This window comes from Nocardia fusca NBRC 14340, from assembly GCF_001618425.1.
Lineage (GTDB): Bacteria > Actinomycetota > Actinomycetes > Mycobacteriales > Mycobacteriaceae > Nocardia > Nocardia fusca.
In genome coordinates this window covers 20,905-33,987 of sequence record NZ_BDCU01000031.1, presented here as the reverse complement: position 1 = coordinate 33,987, position 13,083 = coordinate 20,905, and the positions used below count along the sequence as shown (strand labels likewise).

Annotated in this window: 13 protein-coding genes; 8 read left to right on the top strand and 5 right to left on the bottom strand. The window is 68.1% G+C overall.

The window, feature by feature from the left end:
* The 6 genes from NF4_RS20595 to NF4_RS20570 all read left to right on the top strand — a co-directional run bounded on the left by NF4_RS20595 (nt 1) and on the right by NF4_RS20570 (nt 5,511).
* Nucleotides 1-792, top strand: coding sequence for an SDR family NAD(P)-dependent oxidoreductase (locus NF4_RS20595; RefSeq protein WP_063128996.1), 792 nt, complete (start codon nt 1-3; stop codon nt 790-792).
* Nucleotides 792-1,835 (top strand): NAD(P)-dependent alcohol dehydrogenase, encoded by a 1,044-nt coding sequence (locus tag NF4_RS20590; RefSeq protein WP_063128995.1) that lies wholly within the window; start codon nt 792-794, stop codon nt 1,833-1,835. The genes NF4_RS20595 and NF4_RS20590 overlap by 1 nt, the downstream gene beginning before the upstream one ends.
* Nucleotides 1,836-1,905: 70 nt before the next feature.
* The gene (locus NF4_RS20585; RefSeq protein ID WP_063128994.1) at nt 1,906-3,420 is read left to right on the top strand and encodes a class I adenylate-forming enzyme family protein; all 1,515 of its coding nucleotides are present in this window, start codon (nt 1,906-1,908) and stop codon (nt 3,418-3,420) included.
* Nucleotides 3,421-3,463: 43 nt separating this feature from the next.
* Entirely contained in the window at nt 3,464-4,087 is a 624-nt protein-coding gene (locus NF4_RS20580) for a TetR/AcrR family transcriptional regulator (RefSeq protein WP_063128993.1), read from the top strand.
* Between the two features lie 72 nt (nt 4,088-4,159).
* On the top strand, nt 4,160-4,495 hold the full coding sequence (locus NF4_RS20575) for an EthD domain-containing protein (RefSeq protein ID WP_063129195.1): 336 nt from the start codon (nt 4,160-4,162) through the stop codon (nt 4,493-4,495).
* Complete coding sequence (locus NF4_RS20570; protein ID WP_063128992.1) at nt 4,492-5,511, top strand: MBL fold metallo-hydrolase; 1,020 nt, start codon at nt 4,492-4,494, stop codon at nt 5,509-5,511. The genes NF4_RS20575 and NF4_RS20570 overlap by 4 nt, the downstream gene beginning before the upstream one ends.
* A gap of 22 nt (nt 5,512-5,533) precedes the next feature.
* On the opposite strand, the gene NF4_RS20565 is transcribed toward NF4_RS20570, so the two are convergent.
* Nucleotides 5,534-6,121 carry a TetR/AcrR family transcriptional regulator gene (locus NF4_RS20565; RefSeq protein ID WP_063128991.1) on the bottom strand — a complete coding sequence of 196 codons (588 nt, stop codon included), beginning with the start codon at nt 6,119-6,121 and terminating at the stop codon, nt 5,534-5,536.
* A 115-nt stretch (nt 6,122-6,236) separates the two neighbouring features.
* Here NF4_RS20565 and NF4_RS20560 point away from each other — a divergent pair, with 115 nt between their 5' ends.
* A complete protein-coding gene (locus NF4_RS20560) occupies nt 6,237-7,316 on the top strand; it encodes a Gfo/Idh/MocA family protein (protein ID WP_063128990.1) in 1,080 nt (359 codons plus the stop codon).
* Nucleotides 7,317-7,438: 122 nt separating this feature from the next.
* Here the strand turns inward: NF4_RS20560 and NF4_RS20555 are convergent, their stop codons facing one another.
* Nucleotides 7,439-7,957, bottom strand: coding sequence for a type VII secretion system-associated protein (locus NF4_RS20555; RefSeq protein WP_063128989.1), 519 nt, complete (start codon nt 7,955-7,957; stop codon nt 7,439-7,441).
* Between the two features lie 244 nt (nt 7,958-8,201).
* Here NF4_RS20555 and NF4_RS20550 point away from each other — a divergent pair, with 244 nt between their 5' ends.
* Complete coding sequence (locus tag NF4_RS20550; protein WP_157120473.1) at nt 8,202-9,083, top strand: hypothetical protein; 882 nt, start codon at nt 8,202-8,204, stop codon at nt 9,081-9,083.
* A 334-nt stretch (nt 9,084-9,417) separates the two neighbouring features.
* On the opposite strand, the gene NF4_RS20545 is transcribed toward NF4_RS20550, so the two are convergent.
* Genes NF4_RS20545 through NF4_RS20535 form a run of 3 tightly spaced genes read right to left on the bottom strand, consistent with a single transcriptional unit; the run spans nt 9,418 to nt 13,083 of the window.
* Nucleotides 9,418-10,182 carry an SDR family NAD(P)-dependent oxidoreductase gene (locus NF4_RS20545; RefSeq protein ID WP_063128987.1) on the bottom strand — a complete coding sequence of 255 codons (765 nt, stop codon included), beginning with the start codon at nt 10,180-10,182 and terminating at the stop codon, nt 9,418-9,420.
* Nucleotides 10,183-10,222: 40 nt separating this feature from the next.
* The gene (locus NF4_RS20540; protein WP_063128986.1) at nt 10,223-11,920 is read right to left on the bottom strand and encodes an ABC transporter permease; all 1,698 of its coding nucleotides are present in this window, start codon (nt 11,918-11,920) and stop codon (nt 10,223-10,225) included.
* Nucleotides 11,920-13,083: an ABC transporter ATP-binding protein gene (locus tag NF4_RS20535; RefSeq protein WP_063128985.1), complete on the bottom strand. Its 1,164-nt coding sequence runs from the start codon at nt 13,081-13,083 to the stop codon at nt 11,920-11,922. Before NF4_RS20535 ends, NF4_RS20540 begins: the two co-directional genes overlap by 1 nt.

Genomic DNA, 13,083 nt, shown 5'->3' with positions numbered 1-13,083 from the left:
ATGAGTACGCAGCCGGGCGATCCGGATATCGCCACACCGGCGAGCCTGTTCGATCTGAGCGGACGGGTCGCCGTGGTCACCGGCGCCTCGTCGGGCCTCGGGCTGGGCTTCGCCCGCGCACTGGCCGGCGCGGGCGCCACCGTCTACGCGGCCGCGCGCCGGGTGGACCGGCTGACCGAGCTGGCACGGACCGACTCCCGGATCGTGCCGGTGCCCTGTGACGTGACCCGGGACGCGGACCGTACCGCCCTGGTGGACCGCTGCTACGCGGAGTCCGGGCGCCTGGATGTCCTGGTCAACAATGCGGGCCGGCCGGGGCCCCCGCAGGCGGAGCAGGAGACCGACGCGGAGTTCCACGCGATCCTGGAGTTGAACCTGCTCGCCGGTTTCCACCTCGCCACCTACGCGGCGAGCCGGCTACCCGAGGGCGCACACGCGTCCTACATCAATATCTCCTCGGTGATCGGCCTGGTTTCCACCGCACCGATCGGCGGCGCCAGCTATGCCGCCTCCAAGGCCGGAACCCTGGGACTCACCCGGGAACTCGCCGGCCAGTGGGGCCGGCGCGGTATCCGGGTGAACGCCGTGGTGCCGGGATGGTTCGACACCGAGATGACCGACGGACTGTTCGGCAACGAGAAATCGGCGGGCTGGGTCCGGCGCAACACCATGCTCGGCCGGGGCGGCCGGACCGGAGAAGTGGACGGCGCGGTGCTGTTCCTCGCCTCGGACGCGTCGTCCTATATGACCGGACAGACCCTGGTGGTCGACGGCGGCTGGACGGCACGCTGATGCTGGCCGTGCAGCTCACCGCCTGGGGCGCCGAACCCGAACTCCGCGAGATCCCCATACCGCGGCCCAGCGGCGAGGAATTGCTGGTGCGGGTCGAGGCGGCCGGACTGTGCCGCTCGGATCTGCACATCATGGCTGCCGCCGCCGGTGCGTTCGGCTATCCGCTCCCGCTCACCCTCGGACACGAGGTCGCGGGCACCGTGCTCGAGGCGGGCCCCGCGGCCGACCGCCGCTGGATCGGGGAAAGCGTGGTGGTCCACGGGATCTGGAGTTGCGGCGAGTGCCGCAACTGCGCACGGGGGCGGGAGAACTACTGCCTGCGGCTGCGCCCGGGTCGGGACGGCCGGGGGCAACCCATCGGTAACGGGCTGGGCCACCCGGGCGGGCTGGCCGAGGCGATGATCGTGCCCTCGTCCCGATTCCTGGTTCCGGCGCGGGGTGTGGACCCGGTGGTCTGCGCGCCCCTGGCCGATGCGGGCCTGACCGCGTATCACGCGGTGCGGCAACATCGCGACCTGATCGATGCCGGCAGCGTATGTCTCGTGGTGGGAGTCGGTGGGCTGGGCCATCTCGCGGTCCAGATCCTGCGCGAATTCGGCGCCGGACGAATCGTCGCAATCGACAACCGGCCGGACGCACTCGGGGTGGCCCGTCGGCTGGGCGTGGACGCGGCCTTCCCCGATATCCCGTCCGCGGCCACCGGCCTGGGCGACGGCGCGGATCTGATCCTGGACTTCGCGGGCGCCCCGGACACCGTGGGCGCGGCCGGTACAGCGCTCGCGCCGGGCGGGCGCCTGGTGGTGGTGGGCAGCGCGGGCGGGCGGCTCGAGGTCGGCAAGGACGTCGGCCTGGCCGCGGGCTGGACTGTGACCGCGCCTTTCTGGGGGCCGCGATCCGACCTGGCGACAGTGGTCGATCTCGCACGCCGGGGTGCCCTGCACGTCACCGCGGAGACCTTCCCGCTCACCGAGGCGGTCGCGGTCTACCGCAGGCTGCGGTCGGGCGGGATCACCGGGCGCGCCGTCCTGGTCCCACCGCCGTGACGAGCGCATTCCGCCCCGCGCGAGCGCGGCGACGAGTAAACAGAGAGCACAGCGGCACGAGGAACGGGCGATGAGAGTACTGGCGAAGGAGATGCTCGAACGGGCACGGCGGACACCGGCGGATATCGCGGTGATCGACGAACTCGGACAGCACACTCTGGGTGAGATCATGACGACGGCGAAGGCCCTGGCCGAGCGGATAGCGGCCCTCGACGATCGCGCCCCCACGGCACTGATCCAGGCCGACAACACCTGGCGCACCCTGGCCGCGGCGCTCGCGGTCGGGTTGCGCGGCGGGGTGGTCGCCGTGTTCAGCCCGCACGCCACCGAATCGGAGTTCCGGCTCGCGATGGAGGACATCGGTCCCGATCTGGTGATCGGCGACCCCCAGACGCTGCGCCACTGGGACGTGCCCGAGGAGATCTACTCGCGCCGCGGTACCGCCTTCGACGAGCATCTGCTGCTGGCCCGCGCCACGCCGTTCGAATCCGTCCGGCGCTGGCACGGTGGCAGCGCGATCGCGATGACCTCCGGTTCCACCGGCCGGCCCAAATGCGTGGTCCAGTCCGAGGACGCCATCCGCTACGCCTGTCGCAGCACCATCGACGCGGTCGGACTGCGCCCCGGGGAGACCGTGGGCGCCTTCGTCCCCCTGTCGTCGGTGGCCGCGTTCTGCTTCGGGATGTATCTGCCGGTGTTCCTCCGCGCCACCATGGTCACCATCGGCCGCTGGTCGCCGGGCGCCGCGCTCGCGGCGATGGCCGGGCACCGGGTGGCCTGGACCATGCTGGTTCCGACCATGGCGCTGCAGCTCTCGGTGGTGGAGGGCAGTGCCGGGCAGCTGTCGGCCATGCGCGCGATGACGGTGGGCGGCGGGCCGATGAACCAGCGGGCGCTGGCCGAGGCGGAGCAGAAGCTCGGCACCACCTTCCTGCGGGTGTTCGGTATGTCGGAGTGTCTCGGCCACACCACACCGCGGCTCGACGACGCACCGGAGATCCGGCTCGGGCGCGACGGCCGCCCGTTTCCGGGCACCGTGGTCCGCGCGGTCGACGAGAACGGTGCGGCACTGCCCGCCGGGGAGATCGGCGACGCCCAGGTGAAGGGCCCTTCCCTGTTCGTCGGCTACGCCCGCGGGGGCACCCCGGTGGCACCGGCGCTCACCGACGACGGATTCCTGCCCACCGGTGATCTGGTGGAGGTGGCCGAGGACGGTTCCATCCGGGTGATGGGCCGGCAGAAGCAGATCATCATCCGCGGCGGGCGCAATATCGATATCAACGAGATGGAGGCGGCGATCGCCGCGTTGCCGGGCGTGGTGCAGGTCTGTGTCGTCCCGGTCCCCGACGATCTCCTCGGCGAGCGCGCGGCGGCCCTGGTGGTCACCGATACCGGCGAGCTGACCCTGCCGGCGGTGACCGCGCAGCTCGCCGCCGCGGATTTCCCCAAATTCAAATGGCCCGAATACCTGTTCACCGTCGCCGATCTCCCGCAGAATCGGGTCGGAAAATTATCCCGGCCGGACGCGGTCCGGCTCGCGGCGCAACTCGCCGCAGCCGACTCGAGTTCATATCGGGTGGGGTAGAGTTGAAGCATCCACACCATCGAATCCTGGGGGCACTTCACTCATGACCGTTGATACCGGAGCTCGGCGGGAGAGCCCGCGTTCCAAGCGCGGCAGCATCCTGACCGCGGCTATCGAGCAATTCGGACGAATCGGTTACGAGCATACGAAATGGGCCTCCATCGCCGACGAAGTCGGCATCGGCCAGACCGCGCTGTACCACTATTTCGAATCGAAAGCGCACTGCCTGCTGACCATCATGCGGCTGGAATTGGCCGATTCCGCGGATCGTTTCGTCGCGGCCATCGAGGGCGAGGAAAACCCGGAAAAGGCATTGCGCGCGGCCGTGGCCGCGGCATTGCGCGCCGAGCCCATCGACGCACTGCAGCGACGCATCCTGCAGAACCATATGGATCTACTCGCCACCCCCCGGCAGTCCGAGAAAGAGGAAGCCGAGCGGCTGCGCTCACGCGAACTGGTCCAGGAGATCGAACAGAACTGGACCGATCTCATCGCCCGCGGTGTCGAGACCGGCGCTTTCGCCGGTGACGATCCGCGAATACTGGGCCGGCTCGTACTCGCCGTGGTGATCAGCGTCTGGCGCTGGTATCGCCCGGACGGTGCGCTCACCCTCGCCGAGATCACCGAAACGGTCACCGAGACCGCGGTGCGGATGGTGCGCGCGTAAGCACCGTCGGCCAGGGGGTGCGCACTGTCGTGCGCCCTACGAAACCGAACAGAATTCAGTTAGGATATGCCGATGTACAACCTCATCGTTCTGGCGTCGCGCCCCAGCGAGTGGACCCACGACCAGTTCATCGAGTGGTGGCGCGGCGAACACGCCGAGGTCACCTACCCCCTGCCCGGCCTGCTGCGCTGGCAGCACACCGAACTGCTCGACAGCTTCGACGAGCGGTCGGCCGGATGGGACGGACTGTCCGTCCTGAGCTTCGAATCCCGGGATGCCCTCGACGCCGCGCTGGCCAGCCCGGAATGGAAGGCGGCCGTCCGAAATGTCGGCGCCATGCGCGGGCGGCGCATGATCTGGTACGGCGAGGAACAGACCATGGTGCCCTTGGCCGGCAGCGGCGAATGAGCGCCCACTGGGCCGAACCCGGCTGCTATCCGGTGGCCGAGGGGATTCACCGCATACCGCTGCAATTGCCCCAGGACGGATTGCGCGCGGTCAATGCCTACGCCGTCGAGACCGACGACGGACTCGTCCTGATCGACGGCGGCTGGCACCGCCCGCACACCTACGACGAACTGTCCGCCGGGCTCGCGCGGATCGGCCGCTCCCCCGGCGAAATCCACGATGTCCTGGTCACCCATATCCACCGCGACCACTACACCTTCGCGGTGGAACTGCGCCGCCGGCACGGCTGCCGGGTCCATCTGGGCGCCGGAGAGTCGGCGGGGCTCGACGCGGTGCGCGCGCTGGGCAGCAATGTTCCCGAGAGTTCCCTGCGGGAACTGCGCCGCGCGGGGGCGGCCGGTATCGCCGCGCGTGCATATCTCGGCAGCGCCGAGGAGCCCTTCGATCCAGCGGACTGGGAAACACCCGACCACTGGCTGCGGCCCGGCCCGATAACCCTCGGCGGTTACGAATTCGAGGTCCTCGAAACTCCCGGACACACCAAGGGCCACACCGTCTTCCACGATCGGCGGCGGCGGCTGGTCTTCACCGGCGACCATCTGCTCCCCACCATCACCCCGTCCATCGGATTCGAACTCGGCACCTGGGAACTACCCCTGGACAAGTTCCTGCACTCGCTGACCCTGCTACGCGACGACGACGACCGGACCATGCTCCCCGCACACGGGCCCGACGGCGGCAGCGCCGGCGCCCGGGCCCGTGATCTACTGGCCCACCATGATCTCCGCTTCCACCAGATACGCGCCGCGGTGACCGACCTCGCACCGTGCACCGGCTACGAAGTCGCCCAGGCCCTGACGTGGACCCGCCGGGAACGACCCTTCGCCGGCCTGGACACGTTCAACCAGATGGTCGCCACCTGCGAAACCATGGCCCATCTGGACGTCCTCGTGGCACGGGACATTCTCGCCGCCGACGATATCGACGGTGTGGACATCTTCCGACTCCCGCACTGAACGCCGGCGGCGACACTACGCGCTATGCGCCTTCGTCCCAGAGAGCGCGCAACGCCGAGTCGGCGACCTGCCGCAGCTCGTCGCGGCTGCGCCCGGCCGCGGCCTGGACGGCGATGCCGTCCGAGATCGTGTGGACGAGCGCGGCCAGACCGGCCGGCCCCTGGCGGGACGGCAGGTCGGTGGCCTGCTCGAGCCGCCGGCGCAGTGCCGCCTCGCCGGCTTTACGTACCGCGACGGCGTCCCGGCGTACCGCGTGCGCGTCGGGTCCGCAGGCTTGAACGGCCTTGACGCACAGGCAACCATGGGGCGTGCTGTCCCCTGCGGTCAGGTCGACGGCCCCGTGGATCAGCCGCTCGACGACCTCGCGGCCGGTGGGCGCGTCCAGCGCGTCGGCGGCGTAGGCACCGGGGCCGTCGAGGTAGCGGGCCAAAACCTTGCCGAACAGTTCCTCCTTGTTGCCGAAGGCGGCATAAAGGCTGGGCTTGTTGATGCCCATTGCGGCGGTCAGGTCGGCCAGCGAGGTGCCCTCATAGCCGTGCCGCCAGAACACATCCAGGGCGCGGTCGAGCGCGGTGTCTGCGTCGAACGAGCGTGGGCGTCCGCCGGGCATGCCATCCTCCGTGCCCCCTTCCCTGTTTTTTACCTACCGGTACATTACCTCTTGCGCACAAGGGCTCCGCGACCTAGTTTCTTACCGAAAGGTACAGAATCAAGGAGTGGCGCAAATGATCCGAGTCGGAGTTGTCGGGGCCAGCGGTTGGGCAGACAGCTCGCACCTACCCGCGCTCACCGCTCTCGAGATGTTCGACGTGACCGCGGTCGCGACCACCAACCAGGCCAGCGCGGACCGGGCGGCGGCCAACCACGGCGTACGGCATGCCTTCGCCGACGCGGGCGAACTCATCGCGCACCCCGAGGTCGACTTGGTCGTCGTGTCGGTGAAGGCTTCCGGGCATGCCGCCGTGATCAAAGCCGCGCTCGACGCCGGCAAGCACGTCGTGTCCGAGTGGCCGCTGGGCGTCGACGCCGCCGAAGCGGGTGAGCTGACCGAGGCCGCCACCGCCGCCGGCGTCGTGCACGCGGTCGTCCTCCAGGGCCACCACTCACCGAGCGCTCGCTTCGCCGCGGACCTGCTGGCCGACGGCCGGATCGGCAGGCTCGAATCGGTGGCACTGGTGGCGGAAGGCGCCCCTTGGGGCGGCAGTCGAATATGGCCGAACCTGGTGTTCGGCCTCGACCCCGCAGAGGGAACCAGCATCCTGACCATCATGGCCGGTCACTTCCTGGCCGCACTCGAACGGGTCGCGGGCCCACTGACCGAAGTCTCCGCACGGCTGCCCCGCACACACGACCGCGTGCTCGTCGCCGGGACACAGCGGACCGTGCCCAACGCCACGCCCAGCCACGTGCTGCTGCACGGACTGCTGGCCAGCGGCGCCACCGCCTCCGTCGCCGTGCACGGCGGCAACGGGCCCGCCCGTTACGGGTTCCGCCTCGAGCTCGTCGGCAGCGACGCAACATTGATCGCTACCCCGGCCCGGCCCGGGACATTCATCCACTGGGACGACTGGGACATCCGTATCGGCGACGAGGCCCTGGCCGTGCCCGATACCTATCGCACGGTCCCCGCCGGCATTCGGGTCGGCCCACCGGCCAACATCGCAGCTCTCTACCAGGAGGTCGCTCGAGCCATCACCGAAGCCCGGCAACCGCATCCCGGTTTCGAGGCCGCCCTGCGCCACCACCGGCTCCTCGCCACCATCGAACAGTCCGCGGCCGATGGAATCGTCCGGTACATCTCGTAGCCGACATGTAGGAACTGCCGTAGGCCGACAACGAAGATGCCGGCCTGTCCCACCGCTTGCGCATGGTGAAGTCCAAGAGCGCCAAGCCGCGCACCCGCCTGAACAACAACGACAGCGCGTATTCACTCCGCAGCACGCAGCGCCCGGTTGATCAACCGGAATTGGGCGGGGCCGCCGGGATTGACGAGAATGTCCACTTCAGGCGGAACGATGTCCGCGAGGGCACCCCCCCATACTTTCCGCCAGTGCACAGGGCCGACTCGCTGCTTGTGGACCTCGGCGGTGACGACCGGAGCACAGAGCACACTGTCCGGTGCGGGACCGACCAGCGGCTGCCCCGCTTCGTCGCAACCGAGATGGACCATCGAATCACGAATGGTCGGGACGATACGGTCGGTCACATCATCGCCGGCCACCGCGCGCCGGAGGACCGTGTCGATGGGATCCGTGGGTGAGGCCGCGTCGGACGGACGGTAATCGGGGTTGGGATCGAAGGGCGCCGCCACACCCGACTCGTCGAGTCCCCACCCACCCATGATCGCCGTGGCCGGCGGATGCACGTCCGGGGCGTCGGCCGTCCACCGCGGGTCGAGCAGGACCAGCCAGTCGCCACGCCTGATGGTTCGGAACTCAGGATCCACTGGAATCCACCCTTCGTGTCGGAGACAGCGATCCCGGATGGCGATGTCGGCGCTCGACGCCGGCCGGGACCGAACACTCGCCGGTCATCCTATGCTCACGCCCACTCCGTCTCCGGCGCTGAAAGATTTACCAGAACAGACGAAAAGCGTACTCTCAGATCACTTTCAAGGGTTCCGCCCAGCGAGGAGCTACCGTATGCGGACCGTTTCTCTCATGGACACGGTGGGGGACCGCCTGCTCACGATGGCGAACACCACCACAACCGGTATCCGCAAGCGCATAACCGTCGTTTCCGCTGGGGCCGACTCTGTGGCGCGTATTCATCCAGCGGTCGACGAGAGAGCCGTCCACGGTTTCGATCCGTGGCGCCGATCTGAGCACGCGGTCACGGCGGCGACCGGACCGCCACGCCCGATCACCGGAATCGAAAAGAGCACCGGTCAGGTCGTGGAGATCGATCCGGCGGATATCATCAGCGTTCCCCTGCACGATGCCGACGGGAAAACTATCGGCGTGTTGTTCCCTTCGAAACCGAAGGATGTTCAGAATTTCGTGCCTTGGGCAAGTATGCGGGATCGAACCAGCGACGAGTACATACGGCCTGCTTACGAACGGATTCCGGCGAGCCGGAGTGCCGCGGCAACCTACTACCTCGGCCCTTTCATAGATGCTCCCTGGGCCAGAGAGGTCCGGCGAACGGGCATCCCGCCGATCTACGTCATCGCTCATGCCAACTCGCGTTCCTACACTGTCCGGGTCCCGACGAAGAGTTCACTGGAAATCATGTACCTCGACGGCCCCTCGCACTCCGGAGCCATTGCGGTGAATCCGTATGTCCTCCGTGCCATGGAGGGCAACGAGTTCGGCACGCTCGTGCCGGTCTCGTGCAGTCCGGCGCGAGAGCACGGCAGCTCGACCGGGCAGTTCGCGGCGGAATATCTCATCAACGAAGCCGAAATGGACAGAAATATCCATCTGCCGACCGGCCTGATGTTCCCGGGTTGGGACGAGGCCTCGGGGCAATCCTGGCTGGGCGCCGAAACAGTGGTCACCGAAACCGGTCTGCACCTACCGCAGTTCGACTCCTACTGGGGTTCACCGTTCGCGAGTGAAGACAGACCCTAGGCGAAACCACTCGACGGCTCCACGGCGACGAATTACGACCCACGTCGTCGTACCGGCAGAATGCCGGATCCTGCCGGTCGGCACTGCCACGGCGCCCGACTCAGTTCGCGTCCAACGCCCTGTGGTGGGCGTACTCGATCCGCGAATCCCGCAGTGGGGAGGTCCCCTTCGCCGATACCGGGCTGCCCACCGTCGATCCCGCCGATATCGCCGCGGTAGCCCGGGTGGCGATGACCGAGCCCCCATTCCGACAGCCGTGCACTTCTCGGCCGACAAAGAGCCAGACGACCCGGGCCTCTTCACCCTCATCCGATGAAGAGGCCCGGGACGGGGTTCAGGCGCAGGTCCAGCCACCGTCCACATAGAGTTCGGTACCCGTCACGAAGGTGGAATCGTCGCCTGCCAGGAACGCGACGGCGGCGGCGACTTCCGTGGCGTGGCCGAGCCGGCCCATGGGCGTATGGGCCAGCATCGCCCGGTGGCGCTCGGTGCCCTCGTACCGCGCGCGCAACTGTTCGGTCTCGATGAAACCCGGGTGGATCGAATTCACCCGGACCCCTTTCGTGGCCCAGTGCAGCGCGGCGTTCTTGGTCATCGTGCGGACCGCGCCCTTGGCCGCGGCATAGGCGAGACTGTTCCCCAGACCGCCGACCGTGCCCAGGATGGAGCAGAGGTTGACGATCGACCCGCCCCCGCTGTCCTCGATCAGGGCACCCGCGTGTTTCATGCCCAGCCAGGTCCCGGTCTGGCTCACCTCGATCACCCGGTTGTAGCGCTCGAGGTCTTCGTCGACGACGGAGGCGAGGCTGCCGATGGCGCCATTGTTGACCAGCGCGTCCAGCCGTCCGTACCGCCGGCGGACGGCATCGACGCTCTCCCGCCATTCGTCCTCGCTGCTGATATCCAGCGGCCGGGTGAGGTGCCGGTCCGGCTCGTCCAGGCCGGCGACGAGTTCGGCGCGGGCGGCCTCGGCGAGATCGGTCACCACCAGCACGGCGCCTTCCGCGGCGAGACGGCGCACGATCTCCACGCCGATCCCGCCCGTCGATCCGGTCACCAGGACGACCTTGTCCCGAAGCCTCGCGGCTCCCGTTGTCATCGCGGCCCTTTCTGTTCCGGTGACGGCTGTTGCTCCCGCGTCACAGTTTGTTCAGCACGTTCCGGCCGCCCACCAGCATCGCGACCGCGACACCGGCGGTGGTGACCGCGGTCATCAGCAGCGCCATGGCGGCGACCAGCGGATAGGACCCGTTCTGCCACAGATCGAACAGCAGGGTGCCCATCACCTGGGTGGTCGAGGCCCGCACCAGCAGCGACGCCGCGAATTCGTGGGTCAGCAGGATGAACATCAGCGCGACGGCGCTGAGGATGGTGGGCCGCATCAGCGGCAGCATGACGCGCAGGTTGGTCACCAGCGGCGACGCGCCGCTGGTGGCCGACGCCTCACTGTAGGTATTGCCGAGCGAGAGCATCGCCGTCATCTGCATTCTGGTCGCGTACGGCAGCATCAGGACGATGTAGACCAGGATGATGACGGTTTTGGTGCCGTACAGGATCAGCGGCGGTTCGGTGTAGGTGAGCAGGAATCCGACACCGAAGATGACCGCCGGAATTCCCAGCGGCAGCGCGGTGACGAGATCGGCCAGCAGGGCGAGCACCTTGAACTGCCGGCCCCGCACCAGCAGGGTCGCCATCAGGTAGCCCAGCGGTACGCAGATGACCACGGCGGCCAGCGAGGTCGACACACTGGTGAGGACCGATTCCACGATGGTGTTGTCGGCCGCCAGCGTGCGGAAGTTGTCCAGTGTCAGCAGCTCCACCGACAGCGATCCCGACCAGTAGGGCGTCAACGAGACGATGACCAGACCGATCAGCGGGATGACCAGGGCGAACAGCGCGTAGACGACAATGGTGAGAGTGGCCCACAGCGACCGCCCACCGGCCGGCGCGAAGGACTTCCCGCCGTGGGTGACGAACCGGGACTGGTTGCCCAGCAGACCTTTCTGGATCAGCACCAGCACCAGCCCGAAGATCACCAGCGGGGAACCGGCCGCCGCGGCGGCGGCGAAATCCGAGGGCGATTCCGACACCCGCCGGTACATCTCGGTGGTCAGCACCTTCACGCCGTAGTTCTGGCCGAGCAGCAGGGGCCCGGTGAACTGCCCCAGCCCGAGCAGCAGGGCGATACCACCGCCGTAGATCAGCGAAGGGCGCAGCAACGGCAGCACCACCCGGAAGAACACACCCACGGTCGACGATCCGCTGATCTGCGCGGCTTCGAGATGTTCGGCGCTGATGTTCTGCATTCCGGCGCTGACGAACAGGTACACGAATGAGGTCAGGCCGAAACCGGTCAGGATGATGATCCACGGCACCGTGTAGACATCGATCGGCCCGGAATCCGAACCGCTCCACCACGGTAGCTTCCGCAGCAGCACATTGAGGTACCCCGGCCCCGGGGACAGCAGGAACGCCCAGCCGACGATATTGGCCACCGCCGGCATCACGATCGGCAGGATCGGAATGATCCGCAGGAAGCCGAGCCGGTCGGGCAGCCGGCTCGCGGCGAAGGCCAGCAGGGTGCCGAGCACCATCGCGATCACCAGCGACCCCAGCGCCAGCGCGATGGTGGTCTGGATGGTCTCCCCGATATCGAAGCGGGTGTACTGCGCGCGATAACCGCGGGCGCCGTCCTCGAAGGCCAGCGATTGCAGCCGGATCATCGGCAGCACCACCAGATACCCGAGGACGGCCAGCAGTGCCAGGTAGCCGAGGCGTGACCGCCACTGCGCCGGGACGGCGAACGAGCGGCCCGCGGCTGTCGACAGAGTGGCCATCAGGCGTTCCCTCCCGCCGTGGCGGCCACCGGCTCGGGGGTTGCGGCCGGGGTTTCGCCCGCGGCCGGGAAGACCCGCAGGCTCGCGGGCGAGAAGCTGATCACCAGCGGTGCTCCCGGCCGGCTCCCGCGCAGCGCCGAGCTGTGCTGGGCCGCGGGCGCCCGCAGAATGAGCTGTTCGCCGCCGGTTTCGACGGTGACATCGAAGTAGCGGCCGCCGTATTCGTAGGTCACGAGTTCGGCGTGTAGCGCCACATTGCCCAGCGGTACCTCGTCGGTCGTGACATGCAGCAGGACATCGTCGGGGCGCAACCGGGCCACCGCGGCACTGTTCTCGTCGGCACGCTCCCGGACCACCGCGTGGGTGAGGTCTATCGGATCTCCCGCCGCGGTGCTCCACCCGTCGTGGCCGCGTCGCAGCGACAACCGGTTGCTCATCCCGATGAACGCGGCGACATAGTCCGAAACCGGGTTCTCGAATACTCGCTCCGGCGTGTCGTACTGCTCGATCTTGCCCGATTTCATAATGGCCAGGCGATCTCCGAGAGCGAAGGCCTCGGACTGATCGTGGGTGACGAATACCGCGGTGAAACCGAGCTGCTGGTGTAGCCGGTGGATCTGGGTGCGCACCTGATCGCGTAGGCGGGCGTCCAGATTGCTCAGCGGTTCGTCGAAGAGCACCAGATCGGGCCGCGCCACCAGGCCGCGGGCCACCGCCACCCGCTGCTGCTGGCCGCCGCTGAGCTGCGAGGGGTAGCGGTCGAGCAGTTGCGCGCAGTCGACCATTTCGGCGGCGGCCTCTACCGCGCCTTCCGCGACGGCGTCCTTCATCTTGCGCACCTTCAGCGGATAGCCGATGTTCTTGCGCACCGTCATATGCGGCCACAGCGCATACGACTGGAAGACCATGCCGATATTGCGTTTGTGCGCGGGCACGTTCACCCGGGCCGCGGCATCGAACACCGTGTGGTCCTTGAACGCGATGGAACCGCCCTGCGGGTTCTCCAGACCTGCCAGGCACCGCAGGGTCGTGGTCTTCCCGCATCCGCTGGGCCCGAGTAGGACCAGGAATTCACCGTCTTCGATGGTGAGGTCCAACTGGTCGACGACGATATTCGCGCCGTAGGTCTTGGTGAGGCCGGAAACGGTGAATTGCGACGTCAT